The sequence below is a fragment of the Saccharothrix sp. NBAS 001 genome, assembly GCF_056640475.1.
Map to the genome: position 1 here is coordinate 2,536,267 of NZ_CM153251.1, position 21,158 is coordinate 2,557,424.

Genomic DNA, 21,158 nt, shown 5'->3' on the forward strand with positions numbered 1-21,158 from the left:
TCAGGCGCCGTACTCGTCGGGCAGCCGGATCTGCGGGCCGCCCGCCTGGAGGCCGAGGTCGGCGGCGCGTCCCTTCGGCTCCTCCCACGACTCCTGGCGGCCGAGCGCGGTCAGGTCGAGGTAGCCGGTCGTGCTGCTGCACCACTCGATGCCCCGGGCGAAGGTCGAGTACGTGTGGTAGACGGTGTCGCCCTCGCGCAGGAAGGTGCTCAGGCCGGGGTTGTCGCCGCGCCACGCCTGCTGCCACGGCCGCCCGGCCGCCGCCAGCTCGGCTTCGTCGCGGTAGTTGACCAGGACCGGCGCGACCCGGTCGTCCAGCGTGGCGTGGAAGTCGTAGTTGAAGTCGCTGCCCGCCGAGGAGTACCACGGGAACGTCCACCCCATCCGCGCTCGGAACGCGGCGATCTTGTCGTAGGGCCCGCGTGACACCGCGACCAGCGTGGTGTCGCGGACGTGCAGCTGGGTCAGGCCCGCGATGGCGTCGGCGGCCGAGGAGCAGCTGGAGCAGGCGACGTCACGCGGGTGCTCGCGGCCGTCGGCGTCGATGTCGTAGGTCCACATGAAGTGGTGCAGCACGAGCTGGGAGCGGCCCTCGAACAGGTCGGGCAGGCCGACCTCGCCGTCCGGGCCGACGAACCGGTAGGGCTTGTCGACCCGGACCATGGGCAACCGGCGGCGGTCGGCGCTGAGCCGGTCGCGCGCCCTGGTGAGTTCCTTCTCCCGGGCCAGCAGCTCCTTGCGGGCGGCGAGCCACTCGTCCCGGGACACCACGTCGGGCAGGGACATCGGTCCTCCTCGAACTGGTCTCGTTTTGCAAGTGGTCTCACGGTAGGGGAGACTGGTTCGGGAACGCAACCAGTGCGGAGGCGGGAGCGGTGCGGACGGACGTGCGGTCGGGGTGCCCGGTCAACCTGTCGCTGGAGGTCTTCGGCGACCGCTGGACCCTGCTGGTGCTCCGGGACGTGATCTTCGGCGGCGCGCGGCACTTCCGCGAACTGCTCGGCGGGCCCGAGCGGATCTCGTCCAACATCCTCGCCGACCGGCTCGGCGTGCTGGTCGGGCACGGCCTGCTGACCAGGTCCGGCGACCCGTCGCACCGGCAGAAGGTCGTCTACGCCCTGACCGAGCGGGCGATCCAGCTGGTGCCGGTCTTCGCCCAGCTCAGCGCCTGGGGGGCGCAGCACCTCCCGGCGGCCGAGGAGTACGCCGCGCGCACGGGCGTGCTCGTGGCCGGCGGGCCGCCGCTGTGGGAGGTCTTCATGGACGAACTCCGGGAAGACCACCTGGGCAGCCGGCTCGCACCCGCGCCGGACGGTCCGACCGTCCGGGCGCGGATGGAGGCCGCGTACCGGGCCGTGGTGGACCGGGCGCCGTGAAGAGGGTGCGGTGAGGAAGCGCGGCCGGGCCGTCAGGCTTCCCGGACGGTGACGTGGTCCAGGACCGTGTCGGCGAACACGGCCAAGTCGACGCGCCCCACGAACGTGCTGCCGGCCATCGAGGCGAAACCGGTCGTGATCCCGTCGAACGCGCAGTCCACGAACGTGCAGTGGTCGAAGTGGCTGCCGTTGAGGTCCGCTCCGGTGAAGTCGCACCGGGTGAAGGTCCGGCCGGACGCCACGACGCCGCGCAGCCGGGCCCCGGCGAACGTGCAGTCGGTGAACGTCGCGGGCAGCCGGCAGCGGTCCAACTTCGCCCTGCGGAACGAACACCGCGTGAACGACCGGCCCACGTACGTGCCGCGCAGCACGGCTCGGTCGAACCCGCAGGACGTGAAATCGGCGTCCAACTGCCCGCCCTCGGCCACCGTCACGGCCGCGAAGTCCACGTCCGCGACCCGCGCGTGCCGGATCGGCTCGGTCAGCCGCAGGCCCCGGTAGTCGAGCAGACCGTCCGGGGTGGACCCGAACGGGGACGCGGGCGGCTCGAACGCCGCCTTGGGGTTGGACTTGCGGCGGGCGAGGTCGGCCCGCAGCCCGGCCATCACCCCGGCCGTCCGCGCCTCGTCCCACCGGGCCCGCGTCACCCGCGTCCCCTTCCGTTGTCCGACAAGGGACCTAGTCCCACCAGAACGACCACACCTCGGCGTCGACGAGCCGCTGCGCGTACTCGTCCAGCGTGGAGACCTCGCCCTGGTCGATGTTGTCCGGGCAGAACGCGTAGTGCTCGGCGGCGACCCGCTGCGCCTGCTCCAGGGTGGTCGGCGGGTTCGCGACGCTCACGTACAGCGTGTCGAAACCGACCGCGACGACCCGAGCGCCGAACCGGTCCTCCCAGCCGCGCAGCACGGCGGAGATCACGGCGGTGTCGTTGACGTGGTTCAACGGGCCGGTCCAGCCGACCGCCGTCAGCGCGTCCGCACCGCGCCCGCTGGCCACCAGGCCCAGGCGCAGGTTGTCCTTGAACGACGCCAGGACGTCGGCGAGTTCGCGGGCCGCCTGCTCCGGGGTGGTCTTGGCGGGCAGGTGCGGGGAGGTACCCGGCCACTCGCGGCCGAACGGCGCGACCAGCTTGAGGAAGTGGTCGTCGTCCTCCTCGTCCCAGCTCCACCACTCGGCCAGCACGGCCTCCGCGTCGTGGTCGTCGGGCGAGGAGAGGTCGTTGGGCGTCAGCTCGCCGGCCGCCCAGGGACGGTCCTCGTCGCTGCCCAGCGGCTCCAGCAGCAGCGGCCACAGCCCGGTGTCGGCGTGCTCGGCGCGCAGCTTGTCCCACAGGCCGAACGCGGGCGCGTCGTCGCTGAGCCAGAGCAGCGGCCGGTCGGGTTGGCCGTCCTCGTCGGCGGTCACGAGCCGGCCCGGCGGCAACGGGGTCGACAACGGCCGGGCGGCGGCCGGGTCGGCGAACAAGGCGGACAGGTCAGGCGAGGTTTCCGAGGTCACCTCACGGATGTTAGGTGGCGCTGCGGCGCACCTCGCGATCAGGTGTGGACAGTCGGATCCCGCCGCGTGGCACGGGCACGGGCGCCGGCCGCCGGCCCAGGTTCCGCTCCAGCAGTCCCTGCGACTCCGCGACGCCGATCGAGCCGACGGGCAGCCGGCCGTCCTCGGCGCGCAGCCGGGTCAGCGCCTCGTCCACCGCCCGGTGGGCGGCGAACAGGCACGGCGTGCTGTAGATCGCCACGCCGACGCCCAGCGCGGTGAGGTCGGACAGCGACAGCGCGGGCGACTTGCCGCCGGCGATCTGGTTGAACACCAGCGGTTTGGGCCCGGCCGCGGCGGCGACCCGGCGGATCGCGGCGGTCGACGGGATGCCGTCGGCGAGCACCGCGTCCGCGTCCGTCGCGGCGAACGCGGTGGCCCGCCGGACCATCTCCGGTTCGTCGGTGGCGTCGGTGCGGGCCACCACGACCAGGTCGGTCCGGGTCTCCAGCACCGCCTCCAGCTTCGCCAGGTAGTCGGGCAGCGGCAGCACCTGCTTGCCCGCCACGTGCCCGCAGCGCCGGGGCCGCCGCTGGTCCTCCAGCACGACACCGGACGCGCCGACCTGCTCCAGCGCGCGCACCACGTGCCGCGCCACGGCGACGTCCACGTACCCGTCGTCGATGTCGACCAGCAGGTGGTGGTCCGGGAAGGCCAGGCGCAGCCGCTGCACGAACGCCACCACGTCCGGCCAGGCGATGAACCCGATGTCCGGCAGGCCGTAGTGCGACGCGGCGAAACCGAAGCCCGACACGAACAGCGCGTCGTAGTGCCGGGCCGCGATCGAGGCGGACAGCAGGTCGAACACGCCGATCACCGGAGTCGTGCCGGGGGTCGCGACGGCCTCGCGCAGTGCTTTCCCAGGTGCCATGGCGAGAACCTGCCACCCGATCGGCGGCGGTGCCAGATATCGGAAGGCTGATCGGCCGACCCGGTCGGGTGGGCCGTAAACTCGCTCCGTGGCGTTGGGACCTGGGCTGGTGCGACGGCTCGAACGGGCCGTGGCGCGGTACGGGCGCGGGGTGCCCGTGACCGCTGCCGAGCTGGCCGAGGTGGGTGCGCGGCTGGGCCTGGTGGTCGACCCGGACTACGCGGATTTCGTCGGCCGGTTCGGGGGCTGCTACGTCGGCGTGTCGGTCTACGGGATCCGCAACTCCTCGTTGCTGGGCAACACGACGGTGACCGAGCTGACGCTGGGTTTCCGCGAGGGCGGGCACGAGGGGATCGAGCGCTCGCTGGTGTTCTCGATGGACCTGTCGGGCAACCCGATCACCATCGACCCCGACGGCCGGGTGCGGCTGCACGACCACGAGTTCGGTGGCGTGCACGAGGAAGCGCCGGGGTTCGCCGCGCTGCTGGAGCGCCACGTGGACGACAGCGTCTGACCCCGGCCGCGACCCCGCCGCGTGGCGGGCCGATGTGGACGGTGCGATCGCCGTGCTGCCGCACGGCTTTCACGGTGCGGTCGACCTGCCCGCGGTCAGCGGTGCGCGCTGAACAGGTCGAGCAGGCCCTGCGGGGCGTCGTCGCGGAAGCAGGTGACGAGACTGGCGGCCGACTCCGCGGCGGCCGCTTCGGCGCGCGGGAACATCGCCTCCTCGTACGCGGTGACGGCCTGCTCCACGTCGTGCGGGTGGGCGGCGAGGGCGAGGCCGAGTTCGGCGCCGTCGAGCATCGCCAGGTTCGCGCCCTCGCCCGCGAACGGCGACATCAGGTGCGCGGCGTCGCCGAGCAGCGTCACGCCGGGCACGCGGTCCCAGCGGTGGCCGACCGGCAGGGCGTGGATCGGCCGGGGGACCAGGTCGCCCTCGGCGTCGGTGATCAGCGCGCGCAGACCCGCGCCCCAGTCGGCGAACGAGTCCAGCAGCACGGCCTTGACGGCGTCCGCGTCGGTGAAGTCGACGCCGGCCGTCCAGTGCTCGGGGACGGTGAGCGCGGCGTAGACGTGCACGCTGCCGTCGGACTCGCGGTGCGCCAGGAAGCCCTTGCCCGCGCCGAGCGCGAACATCATGCCGCCGCCGACCAGGGCCGCCGCGGCGGGGTGGCGGCGGTCGGCGTCGGGCAGGTCGAGTTCGACGAACGACACGCCCGTGTAGGCGGGCGTCGCGGGGGAGACGAGCCGACGGGTCCGGGACCACGCGCCGTCCGCGCCGACCAGCAGGTCCGCGGTGAACCGGGTGCCCTCCGCCAGGGTCACCTCGTGGCGGTCGCCGACGCGGTGCGCGGCGGCGACCTTCGCGCCCCAGCGGATCGCGCCCTCGGGCAGCGCGTCCAGCAGGATGTCGCGCAGGTGCCCCCGGTCGATCTCCGGACGGCCGCCGCTGCCGTCGTCCTCCTCCGCGAGGTGCACCACGCCGTGCCGGTCCAGCACGCGGGTTTCCTGTCCGCCGGGCAGCACCCGGGCGCGGAACTCGTCGTGCAGGCCGGCGGCGTGCAGGGCGAGGGCCCCGGCGTCGTCGTGGATGTCGAGCATCCCGCCTTGGACTCGGGCGTGTCGCGACGGTTCCCGTTCGCAGACGACGGCGTCGACGCCGTGCCGGTGCAGGACGCGGGCGAGCGTGAGGCCGCTGAGCCCGGCGCCGACGATCGCGACGGTGTGGTGGGTCATCGGGGTTCTCCTGTGCGAGCGGGGAAGTCGGGGTCGGTGCCGGTCAGCTCGGCGCTGACGGCCCACAGGCGGGCGGCGGTGTCGAGGTCGGCGAACGGGCCGCGCACCGGTTCGCGGCGGGGCCGGCCGCGCAGCCCCGCCAGCGCCGGACCCCAGAGCTGGCCGCCGTCGACGGTCGGGTCCAGCACGGCCCGGACGGCGGTCCACGCGGCGGAGTGCTTGCCGTGCAACAACACCCCGGCGGGCAGGGTGCGCAGCGAGCGGCCCGCGTGGACGGGCGGCCGGGCCGGGGTGAGCCCGTCGAGCGCGCCGCCGGGGTGGGTCACGACGCTGCGCACGGCGGACCCGGCGGCGCGCAACCGGCGGTCCAGCTCGAAGCCGGTGAGCATCTGCGCGAGCTTCGAGCGCGCGTAGGCGGGCTTGGGGCGGTAGTCCCGCGTGCTCTGGAGGTCGGCGAGGTCGAGGTGGGCGGTTTTCGCGGTGAAGCTGCCGGTGGTGACGATCCGCGCGTCCGGCGCGAGCACGGGGGCCAGCAGCGCGGTCAGCGCGAAGTGCCCGAGGTGGTTGGTGGCGAACATCAGTTCGCGGCCGTCGGGCGTCTCGCGCCGCTGCGGGTCGTCGAACAGCACGCCGGCGTTGAGCACGACCGCGTCGAGCCGGTCCGGTCCGCCCGCCACCGAGGCGGCGACGGACGGGAGGTCGGCGAGGTCGAGCGGGAGGTGCCGCAGCCGCGCGTCGGGGACCTGCGAGCGGATCGCCGACATCGCGTCCCGGGCCTTGGCCGCGTCCCGGCTGCCCAGCACGACCTCGGCCCCGGTCCCGGCCAGCTGCTCGGCGACGAAGTACCCGATGCCCGCGTTGCCGCCGGTCACCAGGAAGGTCCGGCCGGGCGCGGCGGGCAGTCGGTGGACGTCCCACGGGGGGTCTGCTCTGGTCACCCCACGAACGATAGTCGGAGTCATTCTGATTTCGCAATGACGATGACTTCAGACTCGCTTGGGGTTTTGTTAGGCTGGTCGGCGTGGCGGAGAACTCGGCCCCGGGCCGGCGTGAGCGGAAGAAGGCGGCGACCAGGCAGGCGCTGGCCGACGCGGCGCTGCGGCTGTTCCTGGAACGCGGGTTCGACCAGGTCACCGTCGCCGAGATCGCCGACGCCGCGGACACCGCCGTGTCGACGCTGTTCGCGCACTTCCCCGGCGGCAAGGAGGCCCTCGTCCTCGGTGACGGCGGCGAGCGCGCGGCGGCGTTGACGGCGGCCGTGCGCGACCGGCCGCCGGGCACGTCGGTGCTGGAGGCGTTGCGCGATTTCCTGGCCACTCGCGGGCCGTTCGCGTCCGACCAGACCGCCGAGTACCGGCAGCGCACGCTGCTCGTGGTCGGCACCCCCGCGCTGCGCGCCTACGCCCGCCGGCTGTGGACCGACAACGAGGCGGTGCTGGCCGGGGCGATCGCGGAGGAGACCGGCCGCGACGCGGCGGAGCTGTCCCTGCGCCTGCTCGCCCGGTACGTGCTGGAGGTGCCGGACCTCGCGGGCCTGGAACCCGACCCGAAGGCCGCGCTGGACACCGCCTTCGCCCACCTCCGGCGGGGCTGGCCCGACCTCTGAGCGCGCGCCCGGCCTTGCCGGATCGGCAACAAAGTTTGCGGGTCCGCGAGAAGCCGCCGCATGGTGGTCGCGGAGGTGGTCGTGATGACCGATCAGCTGGGAGACAGCTACGACGTGGTGGTGGTCGGCGGCGGGGCCGCCGGTCTGAACGGGGCACTGATGCTGGCCCGGTCACGGCGTTCGGTGGTGGTGGTCGACGCGGGCGAGCCGCGCAACGCCCCGGCCGACGGCGTGCACGGGCTGCTGGGCCGGGAGGGGACGCCGCCGGCCGAGCTGCTGGCGCGTGGCCGCGAGGAGGTCCGGTCCTACGGCGGCCACGTCGTGCCCGGCCGGGTCGAGGCGGTGGCGTTCGCCGAGGACGGGCGGCCGGAGCGGGGGTTCGTGGCGACCTTGGCGGACGGGCGCGCGGTCCGCGCGCGGCGACTGCTGGTGGCCACCGGCCTGGTCGACGAACTGCCGGAGGTGCCGGGGCTGCGCGAGCGGTGGGGGCGCGACGTGCTGCACTGCCCGTACTGCCACGGCTACGAGGTCCGCGACCGGGCGATCGGCGTGCTCGCGGGCGGGCCGGTGTCGGTGCACCAGGCGCTGATGTTCCGGCAGCTCAGCGACGACGTGACGTTCTTCGCCGACGGGGTGGAGCCCGCTGCCGACGACGCCGAGCAGCTGACCGCGAGCGGGATCCGCGTGGTGGCCGACGCGGTGACCGCCGTGGAGTCCAAGGACGACCAGCTCGTCGGCGTGCGGCTCGCCGACGGCACGGTGGTCGCCCGCGACGCCCTGGCCGTCGCGCCGCGCCTGGTCGCCCGGCTCGACTTCCTGGCCGGGATCGGGCTGCGCCCGGTCGAGCACCCGGCCGGGGTGGGCGAGCACCTGCCCGCCGACCCGACCGGCCGGACCGAGGTGCCCGGCGTGTGGGTCGCGGGCAACTCCACGGACCTGGTCGCGCAGGTCGGCGCGGCCGCCGCGGCGGGTGCGGCGGCCGGCGCCCAGATCAACGCCGACCTGGTCGGCGAGCAGACCCGGGCGGCGGTCGCCGCCCACCGCGAGCGGCTCAGCGCGGCAGGCCCGGCCGGCCGCCGGTGAGCCGGGCGGGCGTCCAGGTGTCCGGCAGGGCGGGCCGGGAGCCCAGGTAGCCGCGCAGCGCGGCGAGCGCCGGGTGCGGGTTGTCGGTCCGCCACAGCACCGAGTGCGGGTAGACCGGCGTCGGGTGGTGCAGGTGGACCCGCCGCAGGCCGTACTCGGCGGGCCAGAGCATCCGGGTCTGGTCGCCCACGAAGGAGGCCACCTCCGCCGAGCGCGCGATCACGTCCAGCAGCGGCTCGGTGCCGTAGTGCGGGCCGATCGGGTCGAGCGCGAAGCCGAACGCGGCGGATAGTTCCTCGTAGAACACGCCCCACTCGGTGCCCGCGACGACGCCCGGCATCCAGATCCGGTGCCCGGCGAGGTCCGCCGGCGTCACCGCGCCGGCCTCGGCGAACGGGTGGTGCGGGCCGGTGAGCAGCTGGATCGGCTCGTCGAGCACCCGCACCGCCTCGACGCCCGGCGGCAGCGCGGTCACCGCGCGGAAGGACACGTCGACCGTGCCGGCGCGGATGGCGGCGATCGCCGCGTCGGCGTCGAAGAGGGTCACCGCGTGCAACTCGACCTCCGGGTGCGCGCGGTGGAAGTCGCGCAGCAGGTCGGCCGGGGCGAGCTTGCGGCCGATCACGTCGACCCGCAGCGCCCGGCTGCCCGGCCGCACCGACGCCGCCGCCCGGCGCGCGGCGTCGAGCAGGTCGCGGGCGTGCGGCAGGAACGCCTCGCCGTCCACGGTCAGCCGCGCGCCCTGCGCGGTCCGGGTGAACAGCCGCACGGCCAGGTCCTTCTCCAGCGCCGCGATCCGCTTGGACACCGCCTGCTGGGTGATCGACAAGTCCTCGGCGGCCTGCTGGAACCGGCCCGCGTCCGTGACGGCGACGAAGGTGCGCACCGCATCGAGATCCACGCCGCAGGACCCTAGCCGCACAACCGCCGGTTGTGGCCGGGTGTCCGACCGGTTGTTTGATCCCCGGCCGCCCGAGCCGCTTGGATCCCTCCCGGAGGTGGGGGATGGACCGGCGGTTCGGGTGGCTGTGGGCGGCCTACGCGGTGAGCGCGATCGGCACGGGACTGGCGTTCGACGCGTTCACGCTGGTCGCGGTCCTCGCGCTGCACTCCGGGCCGGCCGAGGTCGCGGCGCTGGCAGCGGTCGGGCGCGCGGTGGGCGCGGTCGTGGCGGTGCCGCTCGGCCCGTGGGTCGAGTTCCGCCGCAAGCGGCCGGTGATGGTGGCCACCGACCTGGTCCGGTTCGCGGCGGTGGCCAGCGTGCCGGTGGCGTTCGTGCTGGGGTGGCTGGGTTTCTGGCAGTTGGTGGTGGTGTCCGTGGTGGTCGCGGCGGCGGACATCGCGTTCCGGGCGGCGAGCGGCGCGTACCTCAAGGCGTTGGTGCGCGGCCCGGACCTGCTCACCGCGAACGGCCGGTTCGAGGCCACCACGTGGACGGCGACCGCGCTCGGGCCGCCGCTGGGCGGGCTGGCCGTCGGCGTGTTCGGGCCGGTGGCCGCGGTCGCCGCGAACGCCGTGAGCTACCTGCTCTCGGCGTTCGGCATCCGGGCGATCGGCGGCGACGAGCCACCCCCGGCGCGGCCCGGCGGCCGGCTGAGGGCGGGCGACGTGCTCGAAGGCTGGCGGCACGTCCTGCGGCACCGGGAGCTGCGGCCGCTGTTCGCCAACACCGTGCTGGTCAACGGGTTGATCATGGCCATCGCGCCGCCGACCGCGCTGCTCATGCTCGGCCCGCTCGGGTTCCCGGCGTGGCAGTACGGGCTGGCGTTCGGGCTGCCGTGCGTCGGCGGGCTGGTCGGCGCCCGGCTGGCCCGGCCGCTGGTGGCGCGGTTCGGCGCGGACCGCGTGCTGCGGGTCGCCGGGACGTTGCGCGCGTGCTGGTCGCTCGGCCTGGCGTTCGTCGGGCCGGGCTGGGCCGGGCTGGTGCTCGTCCTGGTGGTCCAGTTCGGACTGGTCACCTGCGTGGGCGTGTTCAACCCGGTGCTGGCCACCCGTCGCCTGGAGCGGACCGGCGCGGACCGGGTCGCCCGCACGCTGACCGCGTGGACCGTGACCAGCAGCGCGGCCATCGCGGCGCTGACCGCGCTGTGGGGCGTGCTCGCGGCGGTCGTGGGTCTGCGCCCGGCGATCGCCCTGGCCGGGATCCTCCTGCTGGCCACCCCGTTCCTGCTGCCCCGCGCGGATTCCCCGGCCGAACCCGACCTGGCCGCACAGCGCTGACCGCCCCGCCCGGCCGACCCGGTCGGCCGGGTGGGGACGCGGTCAGGCGCGCCGGCCCGCCCGGATCACCAGCGCGACGCCCGCGACCAGGCTGAGCAGCCCGGACAGCGCGAGCCGGCCGACCCCGACCCCGGTCCTGGCCAGCGCGTCCGCCGCGCCCGAGGTGCCCGGACCGTCACCGGGCGGCGCGGGCGCACCGCCCGGCGGGGACCCGCCGTCCGGATCGGGCTGGTCCGGACCGGCCTCGACGTGGACGTAGGCCGGGGACGCGCCGTTGTCGCCCGCGCTCACCCCGAACGTCGCCGGGGCCTTCCACGGGCCCACGACACCGAAGTCGTACAGGTCGGCGGGCAGGTCCAGGAACTCGAAGTAGCCGTCCGCCGCGCTCACCGAGCGGGCCACGACCTGTCCGGTGAGCTGGCTGCGCAGGTACACCTTCACGCCGGGCACCGGTGCCCGCCGCGGCGGGCACCGGCCGCACTGGTCGTCGCGGGGCAGCAGCCGCACCAGGAGTCCGGCCGCGCGGTCGGCGTGCGCACCGGGCACCCGGGCCACCGCCTGCGCCAGGACCGACCCGTTGACCACCGGCGGCGCGCCGATCGTGCACCGGACCTCCATGTACCCGGCCCGCTCGGCGTAGGCGGTCACCCGGTAGGCGATGTCGTAGACCCGCGTCGTGCGGGCGGGCAGCGTCGCCCCGGGCTCGTCGCCCAGCTCGCCGGTGCCGGCCGGCACGCCCATCGGGGACTCGCAGTACGCCCGGATCCCGGGGATCGCGGCCTCCCCGCTGTTGGTCAACGTCACCGCCATGACGGCGGCGTCGTCGACGGCGTACGCGGGCCTGGTGAACACGGCGGTGGCGGTCAGCTGCCCGGCGATCTTGTGCGCGGCCCGGATCAGCACCTCCGGGAGCGGCGTCACGTCGATCCGGAAGCCGGTGGGCGGGAACCACCAGTCATCGCTGCCGAAATCCGCCGCGTAGAAACCGGCGGGCAGCCCGCGGGCCTCGAAGCGACCGTTCCGGTCGGTGGTCACGGTGTACGTGCTGTACGGCTCGCCGCCGCTCAGCGTGATCTCCAAGCCGGCCAGCGCCTCGCCGGGCTCGAACGCGCCGCTGCCGTCGCGGTCGCCGTAGACGACGCCCGAGTAGTCGCCGCGCAGCACGCTCAGGGGCGCGCTCAGGGTGCGGCCGTTGTCCTCAGGGGTGGCTTCGGGCTCGTTCGACGTGGTGGACACCACGAGCCGGATCACGTCGCCGCGCGGCGTCCTCGCGAAACCCTCCACCCGGCCCTCCGCGGATTCGCCGGGTGCCAGGGTGACGCCGGGCGGGGTCAGGCCGATCCAGTAGTCGTTGTCGAGGTTGCCCGACGACGAGACGACCACACCGGTCGCGGTGGCCGTGCCGACGTTGGTGACCGTCGCCCGCGCGATGATCTGCTCGTGGGCGTAGTAGGCGGGCTTGTCGAACACCACCGCGATCCGCAGGTCGACACCCGCTTGCGGGGCCGCCGGCGTCGGCGGCTCGACGGGGCCGGGCGGGGTGGGCGCGGTCGGGGCCGGTTCCGGGGGAGCGGGCGTCGGTTCCGGGGCGGGCGGCTCGGGAACCGGTTCGGGGGCGGGCGGTTCCGGGGTCGGCGGTTCGGGGGTGGCGGTGTCGGTCGGCACGGGTCTGGACGTGTCGGGCGGGTCGCTGCTCTCGGCTGCGGCCGGTCCCGCCGACACGCCCAGCGCGAGCAGGGCGGTCAGCAGCAGTGCTCCGGTCGACTGCCTTGATCGGGACATGGCGTCGGCTCCTCTCGGCGGGTTCGAGGGGGAGCACTCCAGCGTTCTCCACCCGGGACGGCCCGCACAACGCCGGAATGGCGGCACGTGGACCGGACCTGCCGGAACGGGGCGGTGCGGCTAGCCTGCACGGTGTGCCCGCCGGGTCGGGCACACCGCCGCGCACGACCCGTAGGGAGCCCGCATGACCGAGCAGCCCACCCGTTCCGACGCCACCATCGCGGTCACCGGCGCGACCGGACGACTGGGCGGCCGCGTCGCCCGCCGGCTCGCCGATGCCGGTGTGCCGCAACGGCTCGTGCTGCGCGACCCCTCCCGCGCGCCGGAACTGCCGGGCGCGACGGCCGTCGCCGGCGACTACGGCGACCGCGCTGCGGTGCGCGCGGCGCTGGAGGGCGTCGAGCGGGTCCTGATGGTGTCGGCACCGGAGACCGAAGACCGCGTGGACCTGCACCGGGCGTTCGTGGACGCGGCGGCCGAGGCCGGTGTGCGGCACCTGGTCTACATCTCGTTCTTCGGCGCGTCGCCCGACGCCACGTTCACGTTGGCGCGCGACCACTACGCGACCGAGCAGCACATCCGGGCGAGCGGGCTGGGCTTCACCTTCCTGCGGGACAACATGTACGCCGACCTGATGCCGTCGATGGCGGGCCAGGACGGCGTGATCCGGGGTCCCGCCGAGGACGGCCGGGTCTCCGTGGTGGCGCTGGACGACATCGCCGAAGCCGCCGTCGCCGTGCTGCGGGCCGCGCCGGAGCACGCGGGCGCGGTCTACAACCTCACCGGCCCCGAGGCGCTGACCCTGGACGAGGTGACCGCGATCCTCACCGAGGTGACCGGGCGCCCGGCCGTCTACGAGCGGGAGACCGTCGACGAGGCGTACCGGTCGCGCGAGGTCTACAAGGCCCCGGACTGGATGCTCGACGCGTGGGTGTCCACCTACACCGCCATCGCCAAGGGCGAACTGGCCGAGGTGACCGGCGACGTCGAACGCCTCACCGGCCACCCCGCGACGCCGCTGGCCGACGTGGTGCGCAAGACCCGGGGCTGACGTCCCACGGCTTTCGAGGCAGGAGCCGCCGGCCGGTCCGGGTGCCGGCGGCCTCGCCGGGCACGTGCGCGTCCTCGACGTCAGGACGCGTACGGCAGCACCACGTCCAGCACGGTCGGCCCGCCGGTCGGGCTGGTGAGCGACATCGTCCCGGAGAACGCCTCGACCCGGCGGCGCATGCCGGTCAGGCCCCGGCCGCCGCCCTCGGTCGCGCCGCCCAGGCCGTCGTCGGTCACGGTGATCAGCAGGTTCCCCTTCTCGCCCGCGACCCGCACCCGCACCGATTTCGCGCCGCTGTGCTTGGCCACGTTGGTCAGCGCCTCGGACACCACGTAGTACGCCGCCGCCTCGACCGCCATCGGCGCGCGCGGCACGGCCACCGCGTCCAGTTCGCACGGCACGCCCGAGTGCGACGCGAGCGACGTCAACGCCCCGGACAGCCCGCGGTCGGCCAGGATCGGCGGGTAGATGCCGCGCACCACCTCGCGCAGCCCGGCCAGCGCGTCGGTCGCGGCGTTCTGCGCGCGCAGCACGAGCGGCAGCGCGCCGGCCGGGTCGCGGCGCAACGCGTGCTCGACCATGCCCAGGTGCATCGACACCGCGACGATCCGGTTCTGGGTGTCGTCGTGCAGCGCGCCCTCGATCCGCCGCAGCTCCATGCCGTGCGCGTCGAGCGCGGCGGCCCGGCTCACCGACAGCCGCGCGACCTGCTCGGCGAGCCGGGCCTTGCCGCCCCGTCCGGGCGAGAGCAGCCGCCGGCCGATCCCGGCGTGCCACCGCGCCAGCGGCGGCGCGATCAGCACGGCGATCACCACGTACCCGATCCCCTGGCCGAACGCGCTCAACGCGGTGGGCCACGACGTGATCCGGTAGACCATGCTGACCGGCAGCTCCGGCGGGAGCAGGTACCACCACAGCGGGATCGTGAGCCCCATCACCGCGCCCAGCGAGAGCGTCAGCCCGATCAGGCCCAGCGGGATCCCGAGCACCGCGTGGCACGCCAGCCAGGCGAGGTCGCGGCGGTTGGCCGGGTCGGAGAGCACCGTCGCGAACCGGACCGACGCGGCACCCTCGAACGGCCGGTACGGCGGGGGCAGGTCGACCCCGAGGTACCGCGCCACCCGGCGGCGCTCGAAGCCCACCAGCAGGCGCAGCGCGACGGCCAGGCGGGGGAGCGCGAACACGCCGACCAGCAGCAGGCTCAGCACGATGGCCAGCGCGGGCAGCAGCGTCACGGTGAACAGCGACAGCACGGCGGTGCCGAAACCGACCAGGAGGTAGCCGCACGCGCGGATCGCGTCGCCCAGGCGATGCCGCATGCGACCCGACAGGTCGTCCCGCGCGTTCTCCCCGCCCAAAACCGTGCTCGCCTGTCTCTCGAAACCCAGGTTCGCCAGGTTAACCAGGCGATTCCCGGGTGTCCAACGCAAGCGGCCGGGGTGTGGCCGGCACGACCTCGGCCCCGTCGGGTGCGTGGCTAGGCTGGCCGCGTGAGCACCGTCCAGATCGTGCCGGCCGGTCCGGAGCACGCCGCGACGCTGACCGCGCTGATGCGCGACAGCTCGGCCTACCGGGGCGAGTACGCGTCGATCCTGCGGGAGTACGCGGTCACCGCCGAGTACGTCGAGGCGAACCCGACGTTCCTGGCGGCGGCGGGGGACGAGGTGCTCGGGTTCTACAGCCTGTTCACCGACCCGCCGGAACTCGACCTGCTGTTCGTCGCGGACCGGGCGCAGGGCACGGGCCTGGGCGCGCGGCTGGTCGGCCACCTGCTGGACCAGGCCCGTGCCAGGGGGATCGCCTCGATCAAGGTCGTGTCGCACCCGCCGGCCGAGCGCTTCTACCTCCGGATGGGCGCCCGCCGGGTCGGCGTGGTCCCGGCCCGCCCGCCGAAGGTCACCTGGGAACGGCCGGAATGCGCGTTCGACGTGCCGCCGCGCTGACCGCCGGCCGGGGTCAGGCCGGGTCTTTCCCGGACCCGACCAGGTCGAGCAGCAGCTTCGCGGCGACCGCCGCCCCGTCCGCCCCGATCGTGCCGGCGACGGCTTGGGCGCGGGTGCGGGTACCGGGGGCCAGGGCCGTGGTGAGCGCGGCGGTCAGCGAATCGACGGTCGGCGTCGTGGCCTCGTGCGCCGCGCCGATGCCGAGTTCGGCGACCCGCGCCGCCCAGTACGGCTGGTCCGCGATCCGGGGCACCACCACCTGAGGCGCGCCGGCGCGGGCGGCCGTCGTCGTGGTGCCCGCGCCGCCGTGGTGCACGACCGCCGCCACCCGGCCGAACAGCGCCTGCTGGTTGACCTCGCCGACCGCGAAGCAGTCGTCGGCGTCGTCGAGCGGGGACAGGCCGGCCCAGCCCCGGCTCAGCACGATCCGCCGGCCGAGCGCGCGGATCGCCTCGGTGGCGACCCGGACGATGCCTTCCGGGGCGTGCGCGGCCATGCTGCCGAAGCCCACGTGGACCGGCGGCGCGCCGGCGTCCAGGAACGCCTCCAGCCCGGCCGGGAGCGGGCGGTCGTCGGGCAGCACCCACGCCCCGGTCTGCACCAGGTCGAAGTCCGTCATGCCCCGTGACGGGCACAGCGCCGGGTCCGCCGCCAGCCACGGCCGGTCGGTGAAGACGTGGCCCCGGACGTCGTCCACGGGCGGCAGGCCGATCGCCGCCCGGTGGGTGTCGAGCGCCGGGCCGTACAGGTCGTTCACGCGCTGGGCGTCCTGCCGCCACAGCACCCGGTGGTCGGTCTCGTCCGGCGCGGACGGCGCACCCGGCCGCGCCCCCGGCGGGAACAGCCGCGACGGCAGCCCGAAGATGTGGCAGCACGCGTACACGTACGGGATGCCCGCCTGCTCCGCCACCTCCCGCGCACCGGCCGGCATCAGGCCGGTGGCCAACACCGCGGCGCACCCCTCGACGGCCGCGCCCAGCGCGGCGAACCGCGCGGCCACCAGCTCCGGGGCGAGCCGGAACGCGTCCTCGGCGTTCGGCGGCTTCGGCCCGGCGACCACCGGGCGCACGCTCGGGCCCAGCGGCACCAGCGGTACGCCGGCCCGTTCCAGCAGCTCCGCGAAATCGTCGTCCGGAGGCGCGCAGACCAGCGCCTCCGCACCGAGCCCGCGCAACGCCGCGGCGAGCCCCGCCAGCGGTTCGACGTCCCCGCGCGATCCCCACGTCGTCAACAGAAAACGCACGTCCGAATCCCCATTTCCCCAGGTCGTGGCTTCAGGCGGGCTATTCTGGGGCACCCACCGGGGCTTGCCGCAAGGCCCCCGGTCGGCTATACGTTGAAGTGGGGACGGGCAGCGCCGCCGCCGCGTCCCGATCCGGCGTCCACTCCGGACGGTCCTTCGTGGACCGGCACCTGGCGGCGGCGCAACCTCGCGGCGATGTGGGTCGCGTCGGAGTGGAAGCCGGAGACCGTGCCCGAGGCGCAGGTCCGGAGTCCGTCGAAACCCAGCCAGAAGAAGCCGTCGACGGCGGTCTCGCAGGCGTCCGGCGCGCCGACCCCGTCGATCTTGAGCCAGCCGAGGTCGGTGGACCAGCCGGTGGCCCACACGACGGTGCGGATGCCGTGCGCCCGCAGCGACAGGGTGCCGGGTGCGGTCGATTCCCGGAGCGGGAGGTGGGGCTCCCACGTCGTCTCGGTGGTCGGCGGCGGGTACGCGGAGCGCTCGGCGGGCGTGCGGCTCGCGATCCACTCCTCGATCCGGCGGATCACCTGCCGGTAGCCCTGTTCGGCGAAAGCGATGTTGGCGTGGAGGTCGTCGTGGAAGGTCGCGGTGTCCCCGTCGTCGGCGATGTCGGCGAGCCTGCCGCACAGGCGCACCCCGAGCCGGGCCAGCGAGTGGTGGGAGATCGCGTGGTCGTGGCCGACGATGGGCATCCGGCCGTCGCGCTCGTCGGGGTACCCGCACTCCTCCCGCGCCGCCGCCAGCAGGCCGATCCGGTCGAGCCAGAACATGACGTCCTCGCCCCGGTGGTCGCGCGGCGTCCCCTTGACCCGGGACGTGGCCAGGTGCACGTCGCGGCCGGCGTCGGCCAGTTCTTCGGCGAGCTGCATCCCGGTCTGCCCGCCGCCCACCACCAGGATCGCGCCGGCCGGGATCGCTGCGGGGTTGGTGTACGTGCCGACGCGCAGCTGGAGAACTCCGGGGTCGAGATTCGCGGCGCAGCGCGGAATGCGGGGGAACTGGTGATTTCCCGGCGCGGCCACGACGTTGAGCGCGTCGTAGTGCCGCGTGCCGTCGACACCTCCGACCTCGACCAGGAAACGCCCGTCCCCGGTCCGCGAGACCGACCGCACTTCGCTGCGCTCCCGGACCGGGAAGCGCTGTCGCGCGACGCAGTCGTCCCAGGCGCGGATCATCTCGCCCAGGGGGATGCCGCGCTCGGTGTCGGGCAGGCCGTCGACCTGCCCCGCCATCCGCGCGTAGGCCGCCGGGGTGTTGATCATGAACGAGTCCCAGCGCGCGGACCGCCACTGCTCCAGGGCGCGCGCCTTTTCCAGCACGACGTGCTCACGGCCCTCGCGCTGGAGGACGTGACTCATGCACAGCCCCGCGTGACCGGCCCCGATCACCACGGTGTCGATCTGTTCCACCTGGGTCGACGCCTCCATTCCCTCGTCCACGCCTCACAGTATGAGCATGCTGTCGCCGAACATGTCGAATTCGTAGAAGCCCTGTTCGAGGATTTCCGCGTAGGAATTCATCACGAGGTCTTTGCCGGCGAACGCGGCGGTGAGCACGAGGTGGCTGGACCGGGGCCGGTGCAGGTTCGTCAACAGCGCGTCCACCACCTTGAACCGGAAGCCGGGGTAGATGTAGAGGTCGGTCCACGCCTGTTGCGGACCGATGGGGGCCTTGGGTTCGTTGTGGACCGCCAGCGTCTCCAGCGTGCGCATTACCGTCGTGCCGACGGCGACGACCCGCCGACCTTCCGCCATCGCGCGGTTGACCTGCTCGGCGGCCGTGGTGCCGACCTCGAAGAATTCGGACCGCACTTCGTGCTGTTCGATCTCCTCCGCGCTGATGTGGCGCACTGCCAGGGTTTCGGTGGCCCCCACGTGCAGCGTGATGAAAGCGAATTCGACGCCCAGGTCGGCGAGGCGGGCCAGCGACTCGCCGGAGAAGTGCAGACCTGCCGACGGGATCTCCAGGGAGCCGGGCCTGGTGGCGTAGACCGAGCGGTAGGCGTGCGGCGCGATTCGCCAGTGCGTCGGATCCAGGTGGAGGGTCTCGTCCACCCGGCGGCCGTGCTCGTCCAGCGTGCGCACGAGCCGGTCCACGGGGTCGAACTCGACCCGCCACAGCCCGTCGGGCTGCATTTCCACGAAGGTGCAGGAGAGTCCGCCGTCGTCGGTCGCGGCCACGGTGCGACCCGGCGTCGGCCGTCCGGGGTCGTCCAGCCGGACGATGCTCGTCCCGTCGGGCTCGTGGCCGTGCACGGTGAGGTCGAAGTGCTCTCCGTCGTCCCGGTCGTCTTGGAAGGACAAGGTGTTCGACAGGATGTAGCTGTCGTTCAGCACCAGCAGGTCACCCGGCCGGAAGTAGTCGCAGATCTTCGCGAACACGGTGTGCCCGATCGTCGCCGTGGCGCGTTCCAGTACGACCATCCGGCCGCTCTCGCGACTCCTGCCGCGCAATTCGGCGGGATCGGACGGCATGGTCCCGGACGTCGGGTCGAAATCGAACTCCTCAGTTCTCATGGCTCACTGGATCTCCACGAACGAATGGTTTCGGAGGCCGATGGCGTGCCTACCGGACTTCGCGCACACCCATTTGCGGAGGGGCGTTCGGGCGAAGATCCCACGCACGCCCGCGGATTTACCCGGATTGGATCGGATACCGAGCTGTTGCGTCCGGACGATATTCCCACGGGCAGGCCGATCGGCGTCAACCTGCAAATGGGTGACCTATCGGAGTGCGAACTGGTTGCGGCGCGCCGGCGGCCCGGAACCCGGCGCGCGGGCTCACGGGTTCGCCTTCCGGTGCGGGGCCTGGTCGATCTGCTCGCGCAGGATGTCGCAGTGGCCCGCGTGCCGCGCGAACTCCTCGATCATGGCGAGCAGGGTCCACCGCATGCTGACCGTGCCTTCGCGGGGGTTGTCCTTGGTGTCGTCCAGGTCGAAGCGGGCGGCGATCTCGCGCGACCGGCGGCCGGCGCGCTCGAACTCGGCGATCACGTCGGCCAGGGTCTCGTCGTCGGTGACGGTGAACGTGCCCTCGTCGCGTTCGGAGTACCCGTCGCACTCGGATCGGTCGAGGCCCGCCCAGAACCGTTGGAACCAGATCCGTTCGGCGGCGGCGTGCTTGATCACCGAGATCGGTGTGGTCAGCGAAGCGACGAGCCGACGGCGGGCGTCGGCTTCGGAGAGGCCGCGCACGGTCTCGACCAGGGCTTCGCGGTTGCGGTCGAGCACGTTCTCGATCAGCGCTCGTTCGGTGCCGTTGGTGATTCTGGTGGTGCTCATGGGCTTTCGCTCCGTTTCTCGGTGTGGCGGACGAGCCTGTGCGCGCCCACGTCCGAGGGGCGTGGGCGGCGCAAGGCCGCGGTTCGACGCTGGTGGTTCCGAGGGTCGGACGACGTGTCCGGGAGGTGGTGCGGATGCGGGTGGGAACACCGCGGTCGGGATCGGTCACCGGGCAGATCCGGTGCGTGCCGACCTCGTCACTCTAGCGGGGGTGCACGCGCCTTCGTCCCGGGGGCCGGGTGCGTGCTGTTCGGCGGGCCCGGTCAGGCCAGGAGTTCGGCGAGCCGGGCCATCTCGGCGGGTGGGTCCACCACCGGTTGGACGAGGAGTTCGTGGACGCCGGCCTGTTCCAGGGTGGCGATGCGGGCGCGGAGGTCGGCACGGGTGCCGACCAGGGCGAGCGCGTCCATCAGCGAGGGCAGGACCAGGTCGCGGTCCTGCGGTGCGATGCGCCCGAGGTAGCCGGGGTAGAGCTTGGTGTGCCGGTCCGGCGCGGTGGCCGTGGTGCCGCGCCGGTCGAGGAGTTCGCGCACCGCTTCGCGTTCCCGGGAACCGAGACGGTCGGCGAAAGCGGGTGCGTCGGCGGCGGTGTCGGCGGCGAAGGTCAGCAGCGACAGGGCGAGGTGGCCGGTCGCGTCCCGGGCCGCGTCGCCGTGGGGGTCTTCGCCCTCGCCGAGGACGTGCAGCGCGGTGACAACGTAGGAGTCCGTGCGGGAGTCGGGGTCGTGGGGCGTGCGTCGGGCGGCGTGCCGGCGAGCGTGGTGCAGTGCTTGCCAGGCCGTGGGATCCAGCAGGCCGAACGAGATGAGGCCGGTGCCGCGCCGACCGGCGACGGCGGCGGCTCCCGACCCGAGCGCGGCCACGACGAACTCGATCGGGTCGGTGGTGTTCACGTGCGCCCCGGCGTGCAGGAACCGGATGTCGCGGACCCGGTCGCCTTCGCGGTACTCGGTCGGGCGTCCGGCGCACAGGTCTTGCAGCGCGCCGGTGAACTCCTCCAGCGCGGCCACCGTCGTCGGCCGCATGCCCAGGGCGCGTCGGGCGGTGTTCCCGGTGCCGACCCCGCAGATGATCCGGCCCGGTGCCAAGGCGTTGAGTCCGGCGAACCCGCTCGCGGCGGCCGGGGCCGAGCGCAGCGCCGGCGAGGTCACGCCGATGCCGAGCTTGATGCGACGGGTCGCCTTCGCGCACAGGCTCAAGGCGATGAAGGGATCGCCGTGGACCATCGGGGTGTCGTTGAGCCAGAAGCTGTGCAGGCCCAACCCCTCGGCCTGTACTGCGAGATCCTCCACACCCGGCCGCGCGGCGACTACGACGCCTGCGCGCATCTGCGGCCTCCAGGGCACGAGGAGGGAAACGAACCTGCCCAGGCTGACAGGTCCCGGCGGGGTCGGCATCGTTCGGCGAGCAGATCGTTCTCGGTTGT

The 21,158-nt window shown here is 74.1% G+C and carries 21 protein-coding genes; 7 read left to right on the forward strand and 14 right to left on the reverse strand.

Going from position 1 to position 21,158, the window contains the following annotated elements; translation table 11 throughout:
• Entirely contained in the window at positions 1-786 is a 786-nt protein-coding gene (locus tag AC0HI0_RS10500) for a DUF899 domain-containing protein (RefSeq protein WP_480932106.1), read from the reverse strand.
• 89 nt (positions 787-875) lie between these two features.
• Here AC0HI0_RS10500 and AC0HI0_RS10505 point away from each other — a divergent pair, with 89 nt between their 5' ends.
• Positions 876-1,376, forward strand: coding sequence for a winged helix-turn-helix transcriptional regulator (locus tag AC0HI0_RS10505; RefSeq protein WP_480932107.1), 501 nt, complete (start codon positions 876-878; stop codon positions 1,374-1,376).
• Positions 1,377-1,408: 32 nt separating this feature from the next.
• Here AC0HI0_RS10505 and AC0HI0_RS10510 read toward each other — a convergent pair whose 3' ends face one another.
• The 3 genes from AC0HI0_RS10510 to AC0HI0_RS10520 are packed head-to-tail and all read right to left on the reverse strand — an operon-like array spanning position 1,409 to position 3,786.
• Positions 1,409-2,023: a pentapeptide repeat-containing protein gene (locus AC0HI0_RS10510; protein WP_480932108.1), complete on the reverse strand. Its 615-nt coding sequence runs from the start codon at positions 2,021-2,023 to the stop codon at positions 1,409-1,411.
• 31 nt (positions 2,024-2,054) lie between these two features.
• On the reverse strand, positions 2,055-2,876 hold the full coding sequence (locus tag AC0HI0_RS10515; RefSeq protein ID WP_480932109.1) for a DUF4253 domain-containing protein: 822 nt from the start codon (positions 2,874-2,876) through the stop codon (positions 2,055-2,057).
• A 10-nt stretch (positions 2,877-2,886) separates the two neighbouring features.
• The gene (locus AC0HI0_RS10520; RefSeq protein WP_480932110.1) at positions 2,887-3,786 is read right to left on the reverse strand and encodes an isocitrate lyase/PEP mutase family protein; all 900 of its coding nucleotides are present in this window, start codon (positions 3,784-3,786) and stop codon (positions 2,887-2,889) included.
• Positions 3,787-3,874: 88 nt separating this feature from the next.
• Between AC0HI0_RS10520 and AC0HI0_RS10525 the strand changes: the two genes are divergently transcribed.
• Positions 3,875-4,300, forward strand: a complete 426-nt coding sequence (locus AC0HI0_RS10525; protein ID WP_480932111.1) for an SMI1/KNR4 family protein — start codon at positions 3,875-3,877, stop codon at positions 4,298-4,300.
• Positions 4,301-4,395: 95 nt separating this feature from the next.
• Here the strand turns inward: AC0HI0_RS10525 and AC0HI0_RS10530 are convergent, their stop codons facing one another.
• Together AC0HI0_RS10530 and AC0HI0_RS10535 are read right to left on the reverse strand one after the other, a co-directional pair.
• A complete protein-coding gene (locus AC0HI0_RS10530) occupies positions 4,396-5,523 on the reverse strand; it encodes an FAD-dependent oxidoreductase (protein ID WP_480932112.1) in 1,128 nt (375 codons plus the stop codon).
• Entirely contained in the window at positions 5,520-6,485 is a 966-nt protein-coding gene (locus AC0HI0_RS10535) for an SDR family NAD(P)-dependent oxidoreductase (protein WP_480932113.1), read from the reverse strand. The genes AC0HI0_RS10530 and AC0HI0_RS10535 overlap by 4 nt, the downstream gene beginning before the upstream one ends.
• Before the next feature lie 59 nt (positions 6,486-6,544).
• Between AC0HI0_RS10535 and AC0HI0_RS10540 the strand changes: the two genes are divergently transcribed.
• Together AC0HI0_RS10540 and AC0HI0_RS10545 are read left to right on the forward strand one after the other, a co-directional pair.
• Positions 6,545-7,129 (forward strand): TetR/AcrR family transcriptional regulator, encoded by a 585-nt coding sequence (locus AC0HI0_RS10540; RefSeq protein ID WP_480932114.1) that lies wholly within the window; start codon positions 6,545-6,547, stop codon positions 7,127-7,129.
• Between the two features lie 84 nt (positions 7,130-7,213).
• Positions 7,214-8,212: an NAD(P)/FAD-dependent oxidoreductase gene (locus AC0HI0_RS10545; RefSeq protein ID WP_480932115.1), complete on the forward strand. Its 999-nt coding sequence runs from the start codon at positions 7,214-7,216 to the stop codon at positions 8,210-8,212.
• Here the strand turns inward: AC0HI0_RS10545 and AC0HI0_RS10550 are convergent.
• Positions 8,181-9,113 carry a LysR family transcriptional regulator gene (locus tag AC0HI0_RS10550; protein ID WP_480932116.1) on the reverse strand — a complete coding sequence of 311 codons (933 nt, stop codon included), beginning with the start codon at positions 9,111-9,113 and terminating at the stop codon, positions 8,181-8,183. The two genes, AC0HI0_RS10545 and AC0HI0_RS10550, sit on opposite strands and share 32 nt — an antisense overlap.
• A 104-nt stretch (positions 9,114-9,217) precedes the next feature.
• Between AC0HI0_RS10550 and AC0HI0_RS10555 the strand changes: the two genes are divergently transcribed.
• Positions 9,218-10,432, forward strand: coding sequence for an MFS transporter (locus tag AC0HI0_RS10555; RefSeq protein ID WP_480932117.1), 1,215 nt, complete (start codon positions 9,218-9,220; stop codon positions 10,430-10,432).
• Between the two features lie 42 nt (positions 10,433-10,474).
• On the opposite strand, the gene AC0HI0_RS10560 is transcribed toward AC0HI0_RS10555, so the two are convergent.
• Entirely contained in the window at positions 10,475-12,214 is a 1,740-nt protein-coding gene (locus AC0HI0_RS10560) for a hypothetical protein (RefSeq protein WP_480932118.1), read from the reverse strand.
• A gap of 184 nt (positions 12,215-12,398) precedes the next feature.
• On the opposite strand from AC0HI0_RS10560, the gene AC0HI0_RS10565 reads away from it, so the two are divergent.
• The gene (locus tag AC0HI0_RS10565) at positions 12,399-13,265 is read left to right on the forward strand and encodes an SDR family oxidoreductase (RefSeq protein ID WP_480932119.1); all 867 of its coding nucleotides are present in this window, start codon (positions 12,399-12,401) and stop codon (positions 13,263-13,265) included.
• Between the two features lie 80 nt (positions 13,266-13,345).
• Here the strand turns inward: AC0HI0_RS10565 and AC0HI0_RS10570 are convergent, their stop codons facing one another.
• Complete coding sequence (locus AC0HI0_RS10570) at positions 13,346-14,584, reverse strand: sensor histidine kinase (protein WP_480932120.1); 1,239 nt, start codon at positions 14,582-14,584, stop codon at positions 13,346-13,348.
• Positions 14,585-14,755: 171 nt separating this feature from the next.
• Here AC0HI0_RS10570 and AC0HI0_RS10575 point away from each other — a divergent pair, with 171 nt between their 5' ends.
• Positions 14,756-15,208, forward strand: coding sequence for an N-acetyltransferase family protein (locus AC0HI0_RS10575; RefSeq protein WP_480932121.1), 453 nt, complete (start codon positions 14,756-14,758; stop codon positions 15,206-15,208).
• A gap of 13 nt (positions 15,209-15,221) precedes the next feature.
• Here the strand turns inward: AC0HI0_RS10575 and AC0HI0_RS10580 are convergent, their stop codons facing one another.
• The 5 genes from AC0HI0_RS10580 to AC0HI0_RS10600 all read right to left on the reverse strand — a co-directional run bounded on the left by AC0HI0_RS10580 (position 15,222) and on the right by AC0HI0_RS10600 (position 21,060).
• Positions 15,222-16,451, reverse strand: a complete 1,230-nt coding sequence (locus AC0HI0_RS10580; protein ID WP_480932122.1) for a glycosyltransferase — start codon at positions 16,449-16,451, stop codon at positions 15,222-15,224.
• An 86-nt stretch (positions 16,452-16,537) separates the two neighbouring features.
• The gene (locus AC0HI0_RS10585; protein ID WP_480932123.1) at positions 16,538-17,890 is read right to left on the reverse strand and encodes an NAD(P)-binding domain-containing protein; all 1,353 of its coding nucleotides are present in this window, start codon (positions 17,888-17,890) and stop codon (positions 16,538-16,540) included.
• Between the two features lie 3 nt (positions 17,891-17,893).
• Complete coding sequence (locus tag AC0HI0_RS10590; RefSeq protein WP_480932124.1) at positions 17,894-18,967, reverse strand: S-adenosylmethionine:tRNA ribosyltransferase-isomerase; 1,074 nt, start codon at positions 18,965-18,967, stop codon at positions 17,894-17,896.
• A gap of 264 nt (positions 18,968-19,231) precedes the next feature.
• Complete coding sequence (locus tag AC0HI0_RS10595; RefSeq protein WP_480932125.1) at positions 19,232-19,732, reverse strand: DinB family protein; 501 nt, start codon at positions 19,730-19,732, stop codon at positions 19,232-19,234.
• A 263-nt stretch (positions 19,733-19,995) separates the two neighbouring features.
• Positions 19,996-21,060: an LLM class flavin-dependent oxidoreductase gene (locus tag AC0HI0_RS10600; RefSeq protein ID WP_480932126.1), complete on the reverse strand. Its 1,065-nt coding sequence runs from the start codon at positions 21,058-21,060 to the stop codon at positions 19,996-19,998.
• Between the last annotated feature and the right edge of the window lie 98 nt (positions 21,061-21,158).